The organism is Thalassolituus sp. LLYu03, assembly GCF_050507655.1.
Taxonomy (GTDB): domain Bacteria; phylum Pseudomonadota; class Gammaproteobacteria; order Pseudomonadales; family Oceanobacteraceae; genus Venatoribacter.
On sequence record NZ_CP191496.1, the window covers coordinates 2461609 to 2480682 of the forward strand.

Below are 19074 nucleotides of genomic sequence, written 5' to 3' on the forward strand. Positions count from 1 at the left end.
AATCGTGTCAGTTATTGCCCCGGACGCGTCCAGGCAGCGGTATCCGTCTGGGTCATATAAATCACGACCCGGCGGTTGCGGGCTTTATCTTCTTCCGAATCGCCTTTGCTCACCGGGTGGTAATAGGATAATCCCATGGCCGCCATGCGTTGTGGCGCAACGCCATACAACGCCAGATTCTGCACCACGGCGGCGGCGCGCAACGCGGAAATTTCCCAATTGGTCATGCCATGCGCCGGCGTATCATCGGCATGACCCTGCACATTCAGCGGAAAGGGATAATCCTTAAGCTCAGCGGCAATCGCCTCAATCAGCGGTATCGCTTCATTACGGATACTGGTTTCACCGGGCCGGAATAACAGGTCGGCATTCAGCGACACCGTGATCCAGTCAATATCCCCTTCAATACGTATATCGTCCGATTCCGGAATAAATTGAGCGACCTGACGCAAATCGGCGACCAGTGGCAATAATCCGTTGCCGTCCTCCAGCGGAGTCGACAAGGTTGGCGGGGTGATCGGTTCAGGCGGCAATACGGTAGAAAATAAACCTTCCAGTTCAGATTTAATGGCCGCGCCTTCTTCATCGTCGATCAGCTGCACGGCATACAACATGATGAAAAACACACATAAAAGCGTCATGTAGTCGGCGTACGACACCAGCCAGCGATGGGGGTCGGGGCGTTTCACAGCACCATACCCTGCATGCGATAGCGCAACGCCATCGGATTTGCGCCATTACGCAGGGCCACGATGCCAAGCATCATGGCTTCGTAATAACGGCTGCGCACGGCAAGACGTTGCCGCAGGGCGGACGCCAGAGGTATGACAATCAGGTTGGCGCTGGCGACACCATAAAAGGTCGCTACAAACGCGGTAGCGATGGCAGCCGCCAGCGCTTCGGGTTCTTTAATGCTCGACAATACCTGCATTAAGCCGAGCACGGCGCCAACGATGCCCAGGGTCGGTAAATAGCCGGCCAGACTGTCGAGCAGCCCGACCATTTCGTCGTCTCGTTGCTCGCGGTTGCGTAATTCGAGCAGCAAGGCTGATTCCATACTTTCAACATCGTGACCATCGGCCAGCAGAGAAAGGGCTTTGCGCAGAAAAGGGTCTTGTTCAGTAGACGCTACTTTTTCAAGTGCCAGCGGGCCATCCTTGCGCAAGGCGTTGCCAGTGGCCATCAGTTTGCTGAGCAGAGCATCGAGGGAATAATTGGGTGGGGCGACCAGCCAGGAAAGCAGAGAAAAAAACGGTTTTACGTGGGCTGAAGGCAGCTGAACGGCGGTGGCCAATAAACCGCCGCCAAAGACGATTAACGCCGCCGGTGCGTTCCACAGTGCGGCCAGACTGCCGCCTTCAAGAGTAAACCCGGTCAGAACGGCCGCTACGGCAAGCAGTACCAGCGCAAGCGACCAGCGATCCATCAGGTCACCTCTTCAGTTAACCTCGGTCCGATATCTTTCAGTGAGAGGATTTCATCGCTCAATCCTTCCTTGATAACGGCCAGCGGCATTCCGAAAATGACACAGCTGTCTTCGTCCTGTGCCCATATGGTTGCTCCCGACTGTTTCAGCAGGCGGGCTCCTTCCCGACCGTCAGCTCCCATGCCGGTCAGAATGATTCCAAGGGTTTTATTGCCATAGTGTTTGGCGGCTGACGCAAAAGCGATGTCCACACTGGGACGATAATTCACCCGCTCGTCACTTTCGCGGATATGAATACTGCCACTGCCGCGACGATCCACCATGAGTTGCATACCACCCGGCGCAACATACACATGGCCGGGTTCGATACGTTCACCGTCGGACGCCTCTTTAACCATCAACGGGCTCAGCGAATTCAGGCGCTCGGCAAAGGCCTTGGTAAACGAACCTGGCATATGCTGCACAATAATGATCGGCGTTCTGAAAGTGCCCGGAATACTTTTGAACAGCGTCTGCAACGCCGCCGGTCCACCGGTGGATGTACCAATGACCACCAGTTCGGTCTGTTTTAATTTGCCGCGCACCACAGGGCGGGACACTTTCTGAACTTCGGCTTTATTCTGCGCCTTGGCTACGGCGGCAATTTTATCCGTCAGGGCACGCTTGATCTGAACCGCATCTTTCGCGATCTGGTCAAAATTCTTCGGCAGAAAGTCCAGTGCGCCAGCATCCAGCGCGTCCAGCGTAACGCGGGCACCTTCGAAGGTCAGCGAGGAGAACATCAGCACAGGCACAGGCCGGCGCTGCATGATATTGCGCACCGCCGTAATGCCATCCATGACCGGCATTTCGTAGTCCATGGTGATGACATCGGGCTTGAGCGACTCATTCATTTCAATGGCTTCAAGACCGTTCTGAGCAACCCCCACCACTTCCATGCGACTGTCCGCATTAATGATGTCGGTTACCCGGCGACGGAAAAAGCCGGAGTCGTCCACAACGAGCACTCGAATACTCATGAAAACAGGTGTTCCTTATCAGGCTGCGTTGGATTGCTTACTGGCGTAACGTCCGAGCATGCTTGGTATGTCCAGAATCAGGGCTATGCGGCCATCACCGGTAATGGTGGCACCTGCCATACCTGCGGTGCCATGCAGCATTTTACCCAGTGGTTTGATCACCACTTCTTCCTGCCCCACCAGCTGATCAACCACAAAACCGACTCGCTTGGTACCAACCGATACCACCACCACATGCGCGGTCTCATCGGCCTTAGAGTGAGTTTCGCCTTTCACCAGCCAGCGTTTCAGGTGGAAGAGAGGAATCGGCTTTTCACGCACGACCACCACTTCCTGTCCGTCAACGACGTTGGTTTTGGTTAAATCCAGATGGAAAATTTCATTCACGCTGACCAGCGGAAACGCAAAGGCCTGATTTTTCAGCATCACCATCAGCGTCGGCATAATCGCCAGCGTCAGCGGAACCTTGATGCGGATACTGGTACCTATGCCCATGCGTGAATCGATATTAATCGTGCCGTTGAGCTGAGCGATTTTGGTTTTCACCACGTCCATGCCCACGCCACGCCCCGACACATCGGAGATCTGATCTTTGGTGGAAAAACCCGGCGCAAAAATCAGATTAAAACATTCATTTTCTGTCAGGCGGTCTGCCGCGTCCTGATCCATGAGGCCTTTTTCTACCGCTTTACGCCGCAGAATGGCTGGGTCCATGCCGTTACCGTCGTCCTGAATAATCAGCAGAATATGGTCACCTTCCTGCTCGGCGGACAGAATGACAGTACCCACTCGGGCTTTGCCTTTCTTCTCGCGGTCATCCGGCATTTCAATACCGTGGTCGACCGAATTACGCACTAAGTGAACCAGCGGATCCGCGAGGGCCTCAACCAGGTTTTTATCCAGGTCGGTTTCTTCACCGCGCAATTCAAGGTTAATTTCTTTTTTCAGCTGACGGGCCAGATCGCGAACCACACGAGGGAAGCGGCCGAATACTTTCTTAATCGGCTGCATCCGCGTTTTCATCACCGACGCCTGCAGATCACCGGTAACCACATCGAGGTTGGCAACGGCTTTGGCCATGGATTCATCGGTGCTCTTCAGGCCCAGACGAACCAGACGGTTACGCACCAGCACCAGCTCACCCACCATGTTCATGATGTCGTCGAGACGCTTGGTATCAACCCGTACTGTGGCTTCTGCCGCCGCATCTTTATCGACCGCAGGCGCTTTGGCCGCCGGTTCTGCACTGGCAGCCGTGGGCTTGACTGCCGGCTCTGGCTTAGCTGGCGTCGAAGGTTTTGCTGCAGGTTTCGCCGCGGCCGCTGGTTTATCAGACGCAGCGGGTTTGGCTGCCGCTGCTGGCTTTTCCGGCGCTGCAGGCTTTGCAGGTGCTGCGGGTTTCGCAGGGGCTGCAGGCTTTTCAGCAACTTCGTCTTCACCGGTCGGGGCATTGGAATGCTTGCCTTTACCGTGCAGACGGTCCAGCAACTCTTCAAATTCAGAATCGGTAATCAGGTCGCCACTGCCACCTGCGGCCGGTGCAGCTTCTGACTCTTGTGCCGCGTCGGCAGCTGCCGGGGCTTTGGCCTGAGTTGCGGCCGGTGCTTCGTCTTTGGGCGCGTTGGACGAATGTTTACCTTTGCCGTGGATCTGATCCAGCAGAGCTTCAAATTCGTCTTCGGTGATTTCGTCATCGCTGGCCGCTGGCGCATCGCTACCGATATCAAACAAATCATCATCGTCGGCAGCGGCCGGGGCGGCCGGAGCCGCGGCGGCTTTGGCCGGTTGCTCGTCGAGGGCATCCAGCAGCTGTTCAAATTCGTCGTCGGTGATGTCACCGGAATCCGCGGCAGCGGCCGGGGCGGGCTCGTCGAAGAAATCATCGGCTGGCGCGTCTTCTGACTCTGCCGCCTCCTCCATGACCGCTTCTTCAACCACCTCTGCCGGAGCTTCAGCAGCGGCTTTTTCGTCTTCGGATTCAGGCAGCGCCAGTTCGTGTAAACGCTCGATCAGGCTGTGGTCGGCTTCCTGTGGCGTCGCACCTGAGCGGACGGCTTCGAACATTTCATTAACGGAATCGAGGGCCTGCAGCACCACGTCCATTAAATCGGCATTCACCGAACGATTGCCATTACGCAGGGTGTCGAACACGTTTTCGGCGGCGTGACAGCAGTTCACCAGAGGGTTGAGTTGCAGGAAACCCGCACCGCCTTTTACCGTGTGAAATCCACGGAAAATGGCGTTCAACAGGTTCTTATCGTCAGGACGTTGCTCAAGATCGACAAGCTGTTCAGAGAGCTGCTCAAGAATTTCTCCCGCTTCAACTAGGAAATCCTGGAGAATCTCTTCATCTGCATCGAAACTCATCCGTTAGCTCCTTTAAAAACCAAGACTGGACAGTAAGTCATCAACATCATCCTGGCTGGCAACTACGTCTTCATTGGACTTATTAATCTGCGGTCCTTCCGCAGCGATATCCGGGCCTTTGTCAGTCACTGTTTCTACAGCGTCTATGTCCTGATGAACCATACCGGTGATGGAATCCACCTTACCGGCCATCGCCACCAACTGGACCAAACGGCCCTCCACGTCTTTCACCAGCGCGGCCACTTTATGAATGACCTGCCCGGTTAAATCCTGAAAATCCTGAGCCAGTACAATGTCGGATAACTGGCCCTGTAACTGACGCGACTGGTTAGCACTGTCGCTCAGAAACTGATTGATATCTTTGCTCAGGGCACGAAATTCATCGGGCTTGAGCTCTTTATTCAGAAAACGTTTCCATTCCTTCGCCAGCGCGGTGGCGCGGTCGTGAATGTCGGTCGCCAGCGGCATACCGGCATCGACAAGATCCATGGTGCGGTTGGCCGACTTATCGGTCATTTCCAGCACGTAGGTTAATTTATCGGTCGCGTGTTCAATTTCTGAACCTGCCCCCACCGACGAATCAACCCGTATATTTTTTATGGCCTCGTGCAGCGCACGGGTCAGGCGTCCGATTTCGTTGTACAACGTCCGGTCGCGAACCTCGTTGAGGTCGTTTACCAGCGCAACCGCCTGACTCAGATTGCCGTTTTCGAGCTGGCGGAGCATCTTCTCTGCCAGCGAACGGATTTCTGCGCCTACGGCGTTGCTTTCGGTATCGAGATTGATCCCGGCCATCGAGTTGCCTTCCTGTTAGCCTTCGACGCGTTCAAAGATCTTGTCGATCTTTTCCTTCAGCACCGCAGCAGTGAAAGGCTTCACAACGTAACCGTTCACGCCTGCCTGAGCCGCTGCCACGATCTGATCGCGCTTGGCTTCCGCCGTCACCATCAGTACCGGAAGGTTTTTCAGGCGGTCATCTGCCCGCACTTTTTTCAGCAGATCCAGGCCGGTCATACCCGGCATGTTCCAGTCGGTAACCAGAAAATCGAAGTCACCGTTCTGCAGCATAGGTAATGCCGTGGTGCCATCGTCTGCTTCCTGAGTGTTGGTAAACCCCAGATCGCGTAACAGGTTTTTGACGATTCGTCTCATGGTGGAAAAGTCATCCACGATGAGAATTTTCATGTTTTTGTCCAAAACGACCTCCAGTAATCGACTTTCATAATCCAAGTCGTTCCTTCGATTTAGTGTAGACGCAGTTAATCACTTATCCAGAAAGAGGACTGACAGAGGGGCGTTTTTTCAATGGGGGGAAGGAGTTAGCGTGTAAAGCAGGCAAAATGCCGGAACTTGCTCCGGCATCCTGAGGAAGAGCAGACCAAGGGAGGGGACACAGACCGCGAAAAGGTCCGCTATCAGTTGATCCAGCTCCCCAGACGGGCGCGTAAACGGTGAGCGGCCTGGCTGTGCAGCTGACTGACCCGCGACTCGCTGACGCCGAGCACAGCACCGATTTCTTTCAGGTTGAGTTCTTCATCGTAGTACAGCGCCAGCACCAGTTGCTCGCGCTCTGGCAATGAACGGATGGCGTCGGCCAGCTGCCGCTGGAAGTCTTCGCGCTCAATGCCGTCGAGCGGATTGGGCGATTCTTCTTCAAACACGTCAAAACCGGCTTCGCTTTTTTCGACCACTTCTTCAAAGCTGAACAGGCGGCAACCCGCGCTGTCCTGCAGAATCGAGTGGTACTCGTCCTGACTGATGCCCATGAATTCTGCCACTTCGCTGTCGTCGGCGTCGCGGCCCTTCATGCTTTCCACTTGTTTGATCGCTTCGCTGATGCGGCGCGAATTACGGTGCACTGAGCGCGGTGCCCAGTCTCCTTTGCGGATTTCATCAAGCATGGCGCCGCGGATACGGATGCCAGCATAGGTTTCAAAACTCGCCCCTTTGCCGCCATCGTATTTCCGCGCCGCTTCGATAAGACCGATCATGCCGGCCTGAATCAGGTCATCCAGCTGAACGCTGTCCGGCAAACGACCCAGCAGGTGGTGCGCAATGCGTTTCACCAGCGTCGCGTGCTCTTTGACCAGTTGTTCGTAATCCAGCTTCTGAACGTCGGAATACACCAGACAATTTCCTACAGGCATAACAACCGTCAGGCTCCGGCTTCCTGCACCAGACGGTCAACGAAAAACTCCAGATGCCCACGCGGAGACGAAGGCAACGGCCAGGAGTCCACCTTTTTCGCCAGTGCGCGGAAGGCGGTCGATGCCTTCGCACGCGGATACGCATCCACCACGGCTTTCTGACGCTGCACAGCCCGTTTCACCGCATCGTCCTGAGGAATGGCGCCCACATACTGCATAGCCACTTCCAGAAAACGGTCGGTTACTTTGGTCAGCTTGGCGAACAGCGCATTCCCTTCCTGCGGGGTTTTGACCATGTTGGCCAGAATGCGGAAGCGGAACAGGCCGTAGTCGCGGTTCAGCAATTTGATCTGCGCGTAGGCATCGGTTATGGACGTAGGCTCGTCGGTTACCACCACCAGCACTTCCTGCGCGGCGCGCACAAAACTCATAACCGTGTCGGAAATACCGGCCGCGGTATCAATGATCAGCACGTCGATGTCGTCGCCAACATCACTGAAGGCCTGAATCAGCCCAGCGTGTTCCATCGCATTCAGCTGCGACAGTTTTTGCGTGCCGGAAGAGGCCGGCACCACGCGGATACCACCGGGACCACGCACCATCACTTCTCGCAGGTCGCATTCGCCGGCGAGGACGTTTTCGATGGTTTTGTTAGCGCTGATACCCAACAGGATATCGATGTTGGCTAACCCAAGGTCGGCGTCGAGCACCACGACCCTGCGGCCCATTTCTGCCAGAGCAATGGCGAGGTTGACCGACACATTGCTTTTGCCGACACCACCTTTACCACCGGTTACAGCAATCACCTGAACTGGATGCCTAGCCATTGTTACTTATGCTCCATGTTGAATACCGGACTGCTGATTGGCGAAATTCATCGCCTCTGCGGCCTGCCAGCGGGTACGGGCCATGCGGGCCATCTGCTCCGCCAGACTCACCAGTTTGACGGCGTCCGGGTAATGCACATCGTCGGGAATATGCGGACCGTCGGTTACCAGAGTAACCGGCAGGTGCGTCAGCGCGGCCACGCTGAGCGCTGGTCCGAGGCTGAAGCATTCATCCAGTTTGGTGAATACACAGCCGGTCAGTCCCGCCGCTTTAAAATGTTCGTAGTTTTCCTGCAGGCACCGGCCCTGACTGGTCAGTGGCAATACCAGCAGTTTGCGCAGGCGGGCCCCCGCCTTTTTAAGCATAGACAACTGCACACCAAAATGTGGGTCCTGACTGCCAAGTCCTGCGCTGTCCACCAGCACCAGTTTCTTGCCTTTCAGGCCGTCCAGCACTTTGCCGAGATCCCCACCCGCCGGCACTGTGTGCATTGCCACACCGAGAATGCGCGAGAAGGTTTTGAGCTGGTCGTGGGCGGCAACGCGGTAGTTGTCGAGCGTCACCAGTGCCACTGAATCGGCGCCGTTGCGGATCACAAACTGCGCCGCCAGCTTGCCGATGGTGGTGGTCTTGCCGGCACCGGTCGGACCCACCAGCGCGAACATACCGCCACGTTCAATCATGCCGGTCGGTGCGATGGGCAGATCGCCGGCGATCAGTTTCAGCGCCCGGGCCCAGGCGTCGTCGAGATCCAGATTGGCGTCCAGACGGCTGGTGATGCGGTCGGCCCAGGCCGGCTCCAGCCCGACGTCCTGACAGCGTTGCCAGAGCTGCGACTGTTGCCAGGTCAGTGGCCGGCGGCTGTCCCAGGCACTGCCCTGATGACTGACCATCCAGTCTTTCAGTTCGCGCAGTTCACCGGTCATCTGCGCCAGTGCGTTGCTGTACCAGGATTCATCACAGTCGCTCGCGCGGCGCAGCACAGGCTCTTCCGGCTCGCTCTCAGGTGGCATCAGCGGGGCGCTTCTGTCCTGCGGCAGAGTGTCTTTTTTCAGCCCGCTGAGCACCGCCGACAAACCATCGCGGCTGCTGACATCGGCACGGCGGGCATAGGCTTCCCGTTCCTCGCGGCGTTCGTCGCGCTTGGCCACTGTCTGCGGCTCACGCGAGGCAACCTTGGCGGCTTCCAGCTCCTGTTGCAGACGCAGCTGACGGTCCACTTCTGCCGTGTGCTGCGCATTCCCCGACTGGTAGTCGAGCGCAGCCACCACCTCGATACCGGCGGTCACTTTTTTGCTCGACAGAATCACGGCATCGGCACCCAGCTCCTGGGACACCATGCGCAGCGCTTGTTGCATATTGGCAGCGGTGAAGCGTTTTACTTTCATAGTCGTCACTCACTACTTGCCGCCGATGCTGGCGACAATGGTAATACTCTTGTTATCCGGAATTTCCTGATACGCCAGCACGTTCAGCTGATCGATGCTGTTACGCACAAACTGGGACATCGCCGGACGCAGCTGACTGGTGACCAGCAATACCGCCGGACGCCCTGCCATTTCCTGTGCCTGAACCGCTTCGGCCAGCGAACGCTGAAGGGTGTCGGCCATGGTCGGCTCCAGCACCAGCCCCTGCGTTCCGCCCTGCTGAGCGGTCTGTTGAAGTGACTTAAGCAACAACTGTTCCAGACCCGGATCCAGCGTCATAACCACCAGCTGATCCTCGTTGCCATAGATGTTCTGGACGATCATGCGGCTCAGGGCGAGGCGCGCACGGGCGGTCATAGCGGCGGTATCTTGACTCTGGCTGCCGCTGTTCGCCAAAGACTCGGCGATGGAGCGCAGATCGCGGATAGGCACCCGTTCCCGCAGCAGGTTCTGCAGCACTGCCAGCAACTGACTGATGGAAACCGTATTCGGCACCAGCTCTTCGGCCAGTTTCGGCGATTGCTTGGCCAGCATATCGACCAGCTGCTGAACGTCCTCGTGACCCAGCAGTTCGTGGGCGTGGCGCATGAGTTTCTGATTCAGGTGAGTGGCCACCACAGTCGAGGCATCGACCACGGTATAGCCCAACGTCTGCGCCCGGTCTTTCTTGTCAGAGTCGATCCAGAAAGCGTCCAGACCGAAGGCCGGGTCTTTGGTGGGCTGGCCGTCGATTTTGCCGAACACCTGACCCGGGTTAATGGCCAGCTCCCGCTCGGGGAAAATTTCCGCCTCGGCCAAGGTGACGCCCATCAGGGTGATGCGGTACTGATTCGGCAGCAGATCGAGGTTGTCGCGGATATGCACCGACGGCATCAGGAAGCCCAGTTCCTGCGACAACTTACGGCGGACGCCTTTGATGCGGTTCAACAGCTGCCCGCCCTGGTTTTTATCGACCAGCGGGATCAGACGGTAGCCCACCTCAAGGCCGACGCGATCCACCGGTTCAACGTCGTCCCAGCCGAGCTCTTTCACTTCCATTTGCTTGATGGCCGCCTCGGCTTTTTCTTTCGGTGCCGCCAGAGCACCGGCCGGACCGGACGACGCCGGCAGCGCCTGTGGCTCCTGCGCACTGCCGCTCAGACGGCGGGCAATGGTGTCGCCCAGTTTGCCGCCCTCTTTCTTCCAGTGAATGTAATAGGCCGCGCCGCCGGCCAGCAGCGCCGCAGACATAAACACGGTGTGCGGCATGCCGGGCACAGACCCCATCAGGAACATCAGACCCGCCGACACCCCGAGCGCGCGCGACGACGAGAACATCTGGCCAAATACCTGCTGGCCCATGTCTTCGTCGGTGCCGTTACGGGTCACCATGATGGCCGTGGCGGTGGACAGCAGCAGCGACGGAATCTGGGCCACCAGACCGTCACCGATGGCCAGCAGCGTGTAGGCAGACACCGCATCGCTGAAGGTCAGGCCATGCTGTGCCATACCAATACCAAAGCCACCGACCACGTTGATGATCAGAATTAAGATACCGGCGACGGCGTCGCCTTTGACGAATTTACTGGCACCGTCCATTGAGCCGTAGAAATCGGCTTCGGCAGCAACGTCGGCCCGGCGGGTTTTCGCCTGATCGGCGTCGATCAGACCGGCGTTCAGGTCGGCGTCGATGGCCATCTGTTTACCGGGCATGGCATCCAGAGTGAAGCGGGCACTCACTTCCGATACCCGGCCTGCACCTTTGGTGACCACCACGAAGTTGATGATCATCAGAATCATGAACACCACCAGACCGACCGCATAGTTACCGCCGATCAGCACTTCACCGAAGGCCTCGATCACTTTACCGGCGGCATCGCCCCCCTCGTGGCCGTACAGCAGCACCACCCGGGTTGAGGCAACGTTCAGCGCCAGACGCAGCAAGGTAGCGACCAGCAGAATGGTCGGAAAAATGGCGAAATCGAGCGGGCGTCTGGCGTACACACTGACCAGCAGCACCACAATCGACAGTGCAATATTGAAGGTAAAAAAGGTATCGAGCAGAAACGGCGGCAGCGGCAGCGTCATCATGCCGAGCAGCACCAGCAGCATCACCGGAATGCCGAGGTTGCCCTGCGCCAGTCCGGTGGCGACTTGCTTGAGCGGACCGAGTATCTGCGACTTGGTTGCGGTGGCCATTGTGTATCCGTCAGAAAAACATCACTAAACCCATGATTGCAAAAACCTTTCCCACTTCGGTCGTTAACGGAAAAATTTATGCTGATCAGAAACAACAACGCCCGAATAATCGGGCGTTGTTGTTGGTTGCACGGGTCAGGTCTGCGGGTCTGGGTCGACGCGGAAATCGCGCGGAATCGGCATATCCGGTTTGCGCTGTGGTTTGGGCCCACGGCCTTTGACGAACAGATCCATCTGATAGATGTAGGCCAGCACCTGCGCCACCGCCACATACAGACCTTCGGGAATTTCCTCGCCAACCTTGGCGTGTACGTACAGGGCCCGCGCCAGTGGTGGCGCCTGCATCATGGGCACGTTGTGCTCTTTGGCAATTTCGCGGATTTTTAACGCCACCTGATCAGACCCTTTGGCCACCAGCACCGGGGCTTTCATCAGGTCAGATTTATACGACAGCGCTACCGAATAGTGTGTCGGGTTGGTGATCACCACATCGGCGGTCGGTACATCGGCCATCATGCGCCGCTGGGCAATTTCACGCTGCAGACGGCGGATGCGGCCTTTCACTTCCGGCCGCCCTTCGCTTTCTTTGTATTCGTCTTTGATTTCCTGCAGCGTCATGCGCAGTTTTTTGGTGTGACTGTATATCTGCCACGGCACATCGACCATGGCGATGATGGCCGTCGACGCGCACAGAAAAATGACGCTCCACAAAATAATATCCACCGCCCCGGCAATGGCCGGCTCGGTATCCTGACGGGCAAGGTTCATGGCGTCGGTAAAATAGTGACTGAGCACCAACCAGGCGACAAACCCCACCACCAGCACTTTGGCCCAGGATTTCACCAGCTCGACCACAGAATTGGCCGAGAACATGCGCTTCAGGCCAGCCAGCGGATCCAGCCGATCCAATTTTGGCGCAATCGCCTTACTGGAAAACAGCCAGCCTCCAACGCCGATGGGTCCGAGAAAGGCAGCAAATAACACCAGCGCCAGCCAGGGTGCCAGACCCAGCGCTGCCTCGCGCAATGAAGCGCCAAGAAAGCTGCCCATCATGCTCGAATCGAATGCGGTTTCCCGGTTGAAGGAAAAACCCATGTGCGCAATTTCATTGATGTGATCGGCCAGCCAGGGGCCGAACGCCATTAATCCGGCAGCGCCAAATAACAGCACCATGGTGGTGTTCAGTTCTTTCGAGCGCGGAACCTGACCTTCTTCGCGGGCTTTTTCTAACCTTCGCGACGTGGGTTCTTCGGTTTTCTCCTGGCCGGTTTCTTCCGCCATGTCAGGACAACTCCGTCAATTTTTTTATGAATTCAAACAGCACGTCCATGTACTCTTGAAAACTCTGTGCCATGTCGCTGAGGCTGAGCCAAAGAATCAACAGGCCGACCAGCATGGTGACCGGAAAACCCAGTGCAAAAATATTCAGCTGCGGCGCGGCCCGGGTCATGACACCGAACGCGAGGTTAACGATCAGCAGCGCCGTCAGCGCCGGCAAAGCAATGACCAGTGCGGCGGCAAACATCCAGCCGCTCCAGCTGACGATCAGACCAAAGGCCTCAGGGCCCAGTCCGTCATAGCCCACCGGCAATGAAATAAAACTGTCGGCAAGAATTTCAATCAGCACCAGATGCCCGTTGAGCGACAGAAACACCAGACTCACCATAAACAGCAACCACTGGCTGACCACCACCACGGAAGCCCCCTGCGACGGGTCGACCGTGGTTGCGATGCCAAGACCGGTCTGCATGGCAATTAATTGCCCGGCAATCACAAAAATCTGCGTGACCAGTTCCACCACAAACCCCAGTGCAATACCGATCAGCAGTTGCTGCAGAATGATCACCAGTGATGCCAGCGATAAGGCATCCGGCGCCGGAAAAGGCGGTAATACCGGCACCAGTACCAGAGTAATCGACACGGCCAATAACAGCCGGATACGTTGCGACACCATGCGTGTGCCGATAAGTGGCATCACCATCAACAGGCCGCTGATGCGCGCAAAGGGATACAGGTAGCGGCTGATCCAGTGACTGACTTCGATGGCGTCGAGTTCGAGCATGGTTCAGCCGATAAGAAAGGGAATATTCATGAATAATTCGCGGGTGTAATCGATCACCGCATTCACCGCCCAGGGGCCCAAAGCAATAATCGCCAGCAGGGTCACCACCAGACGTGGCAGAAAGCTCAGCGTCTGTTCGTTAATCTGAGTCGCGGCCTGAAAGGTACTGACAATAAGACCCACCACCAGACTGGGCACAATAATCACCACCACAATCACCAGCACCAGATACATGGCATTGGTAAACAGATCACCGATGGCCGTTGGTGTCATAGCGTCCCCTACACTGTGCCGAAACTGGTTGCCAGCGTGCCCATGATCAGCGCCCAGCCGTCAATTAATACGAACAGCATGATTTTAAAGGGCAGCGAAATAATAATGGGCGACAACATCATCATACCCATGGCCATCAGAATACTGGCGACCACCAGGTCGATAATCAGAAACGGAATAAAAATAAGGAAACCGATCTGAAAGGCGGTTTTCAGTTCGCTGGTAATAAAGGCCGGAATCAGCACGTGAATCGGGGTGTCTTCCGGCGTGGCGATTGTGGTGTCGCCGCTTAGTCGAACGAACAGATCCAGATCGTTCTCGCGGGTCTGGGCCAGCATGAATTCGTGCAGGGGCTTAATCGCCCTGTTAGCCGCCTCCAGCGGCGTGATGGTTTCAGCCAGATAAGGCTGCAGTGCATCGGCATTAATCACGCGGAAGACCGGCATCATAATGAACAAGGTCAGAAACAACGCCAGCCCGAGTAAAACCTGATTGGATGGTGTCTGCTGCAGACCCATGGCCTGACGTAAAATCGCCAGTACGACAATAATCCGCGTAAACGAGGTCATCATGATCAGCAGTGACGGCAGTACCGCCAGCAGCGTCATGACCGCCAGAATCTGAATCGTGACTGAGTATTCACCGCCGTTGTCGGTGGTGGTGAAGGTCAGGGCCGGAACCCCGAGAAAGGACGGAGCCGGATCAGCCGCCTGTGCCAGCACAGGCATACAGAATCCCAGCAGAACAAACATCAGGCGGATCAGCATTGCAGATTTCATGACCGGATCGCTTTTTTTAATAATTCCTGAAAACTGCCAGCCGCGGCGGGCGCATCCAGCGCCAGAGGTTCATCCAGATCCCCCAGATGCGTGATCTGCTGGGCGGTCACACCGACCACCATTTGTTTGTCGCCAACCTGAATGACGGCAATTTTTTCTTTCATCCCCAGAGGTAAGGTCGCCACGACACGCACCTTGCCCTGCCCCTGAGCCAGCTGCACGCCGCGGGTTTTACTGACAATCCAGGCCAGCCCGACAATCAGCACCAGCGTGATCAGCAGAAAAAACATGACCTTTCCGGCGGATGCGATGGGTGCCGGGGCCGCCGGCAGCGCAGCGTCCGCCGCCATAACGGAGGTGCTGAGCATCACGCCCAGTACCATCATTGACTTAACGCAGACGCTGAATACGTTCACTCTGACTCACCACATCGGTCAGACGGATACCGAATTTGTCGTTCACCATCACCACTTCACCGTGGGCAATCAGCGTACCGTTGACCATCACGTCCAGCGGTTCACCGGCCAGACGGTCGAGCTCGACCACCGAGCCCTGATTCAGCTGCAGCAGGTTACGGATCGGAATCTGGGTTGCGCCCACTTCCATGGAAATGCGCACCGGAATATCGAGAATAACGTCGAGTTCCGGGCCCGGGCCGTTGGTTTCGCGGGGACTGCTCTCATCGTGCAGCTCTTCCATTTCAACCTGACGGACATCGTCACTTTCACCTTCGTCATCACCGGACTCGGCCATCGCGGCGGCCCACTCGTCGGCCAGTGCTTCTTCATCGGATGATGCGTCACTCACACCGGCGGCGACTGAATCGGCCAGTGCCTGCGGGTCCAGATCACCGCCTTCTTCGGCGGTCAGATCGTCTTTTTCATCAGCCATAGTCTTACTCCTGAAATCCGAACTCAGCGGCGACGTTTTTTCAGCTGGTCAATAATTTTGACCGCCAGATTTTCGTTCGAAATACCCATTTTCCCGCGGAAAACCGGTACGCCATTCGCCTGTAAAATAAATTCTTCCGGAATATCCACCGGAATCACGTCACCTGGTTTCAGCGCGGCGACTTCGCGCAGGGTAATTTCACGCTCGACCAGCGTGCCGTGTATCGGTACCCGCGCATCGAGAATGTCTTCGCGCAGCGATTGCAGCCAGCGCTCATCAACGTCATCCACGTCACTCTGCACACCGGCATCCAGTACTTCACGGATCGGCTCGATCATGGAATACGGGAAGGTCAGGTGCAGGTCGCCGCCACCACCATCCAGTTCGATGTGAAAGGTGCTCACCACCACAACTTCGCTCGGACTCACGATGTTGGCCATGGCCGGGTTAACTTCAGAGCCTACGTATTCGAAATCCAGTTTCATGACCGGCGCCCAGGCTTCGATCATGTCTTTGAATATCTGACTCAGAACCAGCTGCACCACACGGACTTCGGTTGGCGTGAATTCCCGGCCTTCAATTTTGGCGTGACGGCCGTCGCCACCAAAAAAGTTGTCCACCAGTTTGAACACCAGTTTGGCGTCGAGAATAAATAAGGCAGTACCGCGCAGCGGCCGCATTTTCACCAGATTCAGACTGGTCGGTACGTACAGGGTGTGTACGTATTCACCGAATTTCATGATCTGCACGCCACCGGATGCCACATCGGCACTGCGGCGCAGAAAGTTGAACATGCTGATGCGGGTGTAGCGTGCAAAACGCTCATTGATCATTTCCAGCGTCGGCATACGACCGCGCACAATGCGGTCGTTGCTGGTCAGGTCGTAGGCTTTTACCCCCGTCGCATCAATGTCATGCTCCTGCTCGATGTCGCCTTCGTCGACACCGTGGAGCAACGCATCAATTTCATCCTGCGACAGTAAATCTTGCACGCTGATTCTTCCTTACTGCATTACAAAATCAGTGAAAAGCACAGCTTCTACACCGTCGACACCGGCCTCACGCTGCACCAGCTGAGCCACGTGTTCTGTCAGTTTCATCTGCAGCTCTACCCGGCCTTCCGGAGTCCGCAGACGATCGAAATTCTGTTCGCCAATAATCCGGATAATGTCGTTGCGGATCATAGGTTCGTGCAGGTTGAGCGCGTCGACCACACTTTGTTTGCGGGTCATGACTTCAATATTGACCTGCAGAAAACGCTGGCGGGTACCCACCTGAAAACTCACCACAAATTCGGGTTTCAGCACCACGTACTGAGCCGGAATTTTCGGTTCTTCCGGGGCTTTTTCTTCAACCGGTGCAGCGGCCTCGCCTTCAGCCGCGCTGTCGTCACCGCCCATCAGAAACAGCGTCGCGCCCACGGCAATACCCACCAGCAGTAATACGCCGACAATGATGATGATCAGCTTCATCTTGCCGCCTTTTTTCGGCTCCTCGCCGCCGTTACCGCCGTCCAGTTTTAAATCCTGTTCTGCTGCCATGTCAGACGCTCTCCAGTCGTTAAGTCAATTTAGCAATAGCTGTGCCATAGGTTTTCCGTCAAAAAACCATCAATTAATGCGGTCAAAAAGCGGAATACTGCGTTAAGTCTAGAAGGTTCTGAAAGGCGCGCCGGATTTACGGCAGCGGATACGAAGGCCACGACGGTGGCAAAAAAACGGTGGCAAAAGAAATACGGGGCCAGAGGGCCCCGTCACTGACGCAATACTCAGATACCTCCTGCCAGATGTCTGTCAGAAGGCTGTCATCCGTCCGTCAGGCAAAGGTATCGAGTAATGAGTGGCTGTGGGTGCTGACGCTGGTCTGTTCACTGTCTGCCAGTTCCTCGTCACCCGACCAGCCATTGGCGGCATAACCGCCCTCACCCGGCTGACCGGATTCGCCGCCGGCCGAACCTGTGCCCGCACTGCCCTGATCTGACACATCAAAGCCGCTGAGGTTAATCCCCTGACTGGCAAGCGCGTCGCGCAGCCGGTGAGCACTGGACTCCAGCACTTCGCGTACCTGTGGATTCTGAGTCTGCACCTGAATCGTGGCCTGGTCCTGATTCATGTGCAGTTTAATCTCCAGGCTGCCAAGCTCCGGCGGGTCGAGCTGAATGCGTGCCTGCTTCACGTCATCGGCCACCATGGTGACAATCCGCGCGCCCAACGCACCGCCCCATTCACGACGGTCCTGACCAAAATCCAGTTTGTCGCGGGTATGCAGCAGGCGGTTGCCTTCGGAAAGCTCATCCGTTGACGCTGTCAGGTCGGCTGATACATCGGCGGCGGTTGTCGGTGTTGTGGCGCTATCGGCAGCCACCGCCGTTGCCGTCAGCGGTACTGTGGTCTGAGCCTGAGTCTGGGCGGATGTTGTCAGTGACGACGCGCTTTGCGCATTCTGGGCGCTGAACAACGACTGAGTCATGGACGAGGCTTTATCCGCACTGACGGGTTTATCGTCGGCCATGTAGAAATCTGAAGCATCACTGGCGGTCAGATCCACGGCCGTCTCCGCATCGTCTGCCGGTGCAGCCGCATTGTTCAGTCCACCCTGCGGAAGATCCGGACGGCGGCGACCTTCACCGGCGGCGATGTTCAGTCCGTCATCCGCCGTCATGGCATCGCCCACCGCATCCGCCATCGCGGGCGGTGGTGGTGGCCCAACCAGCACGGCGCTGGCCGCGTCCTCCGGGCTGAGCCCGGCCAGAGTCAGCGCATCGCTTGTGTCATCGTCCGTGCTGTCTGCCAGCGCTTCCTGGTCGGCTTCGGTCAGCGGAGCTGACAACGGTCGATAGGCCAGAGGTTCCTGCGCCTGCCGGATCTGGCCGAGCAGATCGTCCACACCGGCGTCGGCCGTCGGCAGCGCCTCCTCCGGCAGGCCCGGCAACGCCGTCGGCAGCAGCGGCAAAGCCTGATCATCCTGCGGCAAAGTTTGTAGCAGACTGAGCGGCGAAACCGTGGCCGGCAACGCGCTGTCCAGCGACAGATCTTCTGGCATCAGCGTCGACATCAGCGCCGAGAAATCCCCGCCGCCCTCAGTATCCATCAGGGCTGAGAGGCCTGAATCCGGTGTCTGCCCGAGCATAGAGAACAGACTTAATACGGATGAATTGGGTTGCGTAGCATTCATGAACAGCTCCGTAGAAGCGGATGGTCATTAAGGTTCTGAGTGCATAACGCAAAGGGCGGGCCAGTTTGGCCAACGCTCGGGAAGATAGGGGTAAGAAAAGAAAAGCGTCGTAACAGACGCTCAGTGATGAGTGCCCGGATCAGAGCACTCAAAGCGGAGAATTCAGATCATTTCGGTCAGCAGACGCCGGACCTGAGAATATTCCTGTTCAATCTGGCCAACCAGCTCCGGCGCCTGGGCGAGATCGCTGTTTTTGCCGGCCATTTCCAGCGCGTAGCAAAGCTTGGCCAGAGGAGCTGCGCTGATATTACTGCTGGCACCTTTAAAGCTGTGGGCCAGTTCGCGTACGACGACGGCATTGCCGTCATTAACGGCTGTATGCAACTGGGGCAGGCGAGCGTCGGAATCTTCCAGATACACCTGAATCAGTTCCGGAAATTCGTCTTCCATCACCTCCCTCAGCATATCCATAGCATCAATATCAAAATGATCCGTGAGCACGA

20 protein-coding genes are annotated in these 19074 nt (G+C 56.8%); all 20 read right to left on the minus strand.

What is annotated here, in order from left to right; all coding sequences use genetic code 11:
• Positions 1–11: 11 nt before the first annotated feature.
• Positions 12–689, minus strand: a complete 678-nt coding sequence (locus ACQUQU_RS11175) for an OmpA family protein (protein WP_430459766.1) — start codon at positions 687–689, stop codon at positions 12–14.
• On the minus strand, positions 686–1426 hold the full coding sequence (locus tag ACQUQU_RS11180; protein ID WP_430459767.1) for a motility protein A: 741 nt from the start codon (positions 1424–1426) through the stop codon (positions 686–688). Before ACQUQU_RS11180 ends, ACQUQU_RS11175 begins: the two co-directional genes overlap by 4 nt.
• A complete protein-coding gene (locus tag ACQUQU_RS11185) occupies positions 1426–2445 on the minus strand; it encodes a protein-glutamate methylesterase/protein-glutamine glutaminase (protein ID WP_430459768.1) in 1020 nt (339 codons plus the stop codon). The genes ACQUQU_RS11180 and ACQUQU_RS11185 overlap by 1 nt, the downstream gene beginning before the upstream one ends.
• An 18-nt stretch (positions 2446–2463) precedes the next feature.
• Positions 2464–4812, minus strand: a complete 2349-nt coding sequence (locus tag ACQUQU_RS11190; protein WP_430459769.1) for a chemotaxis protein CheA — start codon at positions 4810–4812, stop codon at positions 2464–2466.
• A 12-nt stretch (positions 4813–4824) separates the two neighbouring features.
• Positions 4825–5607, minus strand: a complete 783-nt coding sequence (locus ACQUQU_RS11195; protein ID WP_430459770.1) for a protein phosphatase CheZ — start codon at positions 5605–5607, stop codon at positions 4825–4827.
• 15 nt (positions 5608–5622) lie between these two features.
• Positions 5623–5997, minus strand: a complete 375-nt coding sequence (gene cheY / locus ACQUQU_RS11200; protein WP_430459771.1) for a chemotaxis response regulator CheY — start codon at positions 5995–5997, stop codon at positions 5623–5625.
• A gap of 230 nt (positions 5998–6227) precedes the next feature.
• A complete protein-coding gene (locus ACQUQU_RS11205; RefSeq protein WP_430459772.1) occupies positions 6228–6959 on the minus strand; it encodes an RNA polymerase sigma factor FliA in 732 nt (243 codons plus the stop codon).
• A gap of 8 nt (positions 6960–6967) precedes the next feature.
• Positions 6968–7786 carry a MinD/ParA family protein gene (locus ACQUQU_RS11210; RefSeq protein ID WP_430459773.1) on the minus strand — a complete coding sequence of 273 codons (819 nt, stop codon included), beginning with the start codon at positions 7784–7786 and terminating at the stop codon, positions 6968–6970.
• A gap of 6 nt (positions 7787–7792) precedes the next feature.
• The gene (gene flhF, locus ACQUQU_RS11215; RefSeq protein WP_430459774.1) at positions 7793–9175 is read right to left on the minus strand and encodes a flagellar biosynthesis protein FlhF; all 1383 of its coding nucleotides are present in this window, start codon (positions 9173–9175) and stop codon (positions 7793–7795) included.
• A 12-nt stretch (positions 9176–9187) separates the two neighbouring features.
• Positions 9188–11392, minus strand: a complete 2205-nt coding sequence (flhA, locus tag ACQUQU_RS11220) for a flagellar biosynthesis protein FlhA (protein ID WP_430459775.1) — start codon at positions 11390–11392, stop codon at positions 9188–9190.
• Positions 11393–11527: 135 nt separating this feature from the next.
• The gene (gene flhB / locus ACQUQU_RS11225; protein ID WP_430459776.1) at positions 11528–12673 is read right to left on the minus strand and encodes a flagellar biosynthesis protein FlhB; all 1146 of its coding nucleotides are present in this window, start codon (positions 12671–12673) and stop codon (positions 11528–11530) included.
• 1 nt (position 12674) lies between these two features.
• Complete coding sequence (gene fliR / locus ACQUQU_RS11230; RefSeq protein ID WP_430459777.1) at positions 12675–13454, minus strand: flagellar biosynthetic protein FliR; 780 nt, start codon at positions 13452–13454, stop codon at positions 12675–12677.
• A gap of 3 nt (positions 13455–13457) precedes the next feature.
• Positions 13458–13727, minus strand: a complete 270-nt coding sequence (fliQ, locus tag ACQUQU_RS11235) for a flagellar biosynthesis protein FliQ (RefSeq protein WP_430459778.1) — start codon at positions 13725–13727, stop codon at positions 13458–13460.
• A gap of 8 nt (positions 13728–13735) precedes the next feature.
• Entirely contained in the window at positions 13736–14506 is a 771-nt protein-coding gene (gene fliP / locus ACQUQU_RS11240) for a flagellar type III secretion system pore protein FliP (RefSeq protein WP_430459779.1), read from the minus strand.
• Positions 14503–14922, minus strand: a complete 420-nt coding sequence (gene fliO / locus ACQUQU_RS11245) for a flagellar biosynthetic protein FliO (protein WP_430459780.1) — start codon at positions 14920–14922, stop codon at positions 14503–14505. The genes fliP and fliO overlap by 4 nt, the downstream gene beginning before the upstream one ends.
• Positions 14897–15397 (minus strand): flagellar motor switch protein FliN, encoded by a 501-nt coding sequence (gene fliN / locus ACQUQU_RS11250; RefSeq protein WP_430459781.1) that lies wholly within the window; start codon positions 15395–15397, stop codon positions 14897–14899. The genes fliO and fliN overlap by 26 nt, the downstream gene beginning before the upstream one ends.
• Positions 15398–15420: 23 nt before the next feature.
• Positions 15421–16389: a flagellar motor switch protein FliM gene (gene fliM / locus ACQUQU_RS11255; protein ID WP_430459782.1), complete on the minus strand. Its 969-nt coding sequence runs from the start codon at positions 16387–16389 to the stop codon at positions 15421–15423.
• 12 nt (positions 16390–16401) lie between these two features.
• On the minus strand, positions 16402–16938 hold the full coding sequence (locus ACQUQU_RS11260; protein ID WP_430459783.1) for a flagellar basal body-associated FliL family protein: 537 nt from the start codon (positions 16936–16938) through the stop codon (positions 16402–16404).
• A 274-nt stretch (positions 16939–17212) separates the two neighbouring features.
• Positions 17213–18571: a flagellar hook-length control protein FliK gene (locus ACQUQU_RS11265; protein WP_430459784.1), complete on the minus strand. Its 1359-nt coding sequence runs from the start codon at positions 18569–18571 to the stop codon at positions 17213–17215.
• Between the two features lie 162 nt (positions 18572–18733).
• Positions 18734–19072, minus strand: a complete 339-nt coding sequence (locus ACQUQU_RS11270) for an Hpt domain-containing protein (protein ID WP_430459785.1) — start codon at positions 19070–19072, stop codon at positions 18734–18736.
• Positions 19073–19074: the final 2 nt, after the last annotated feature.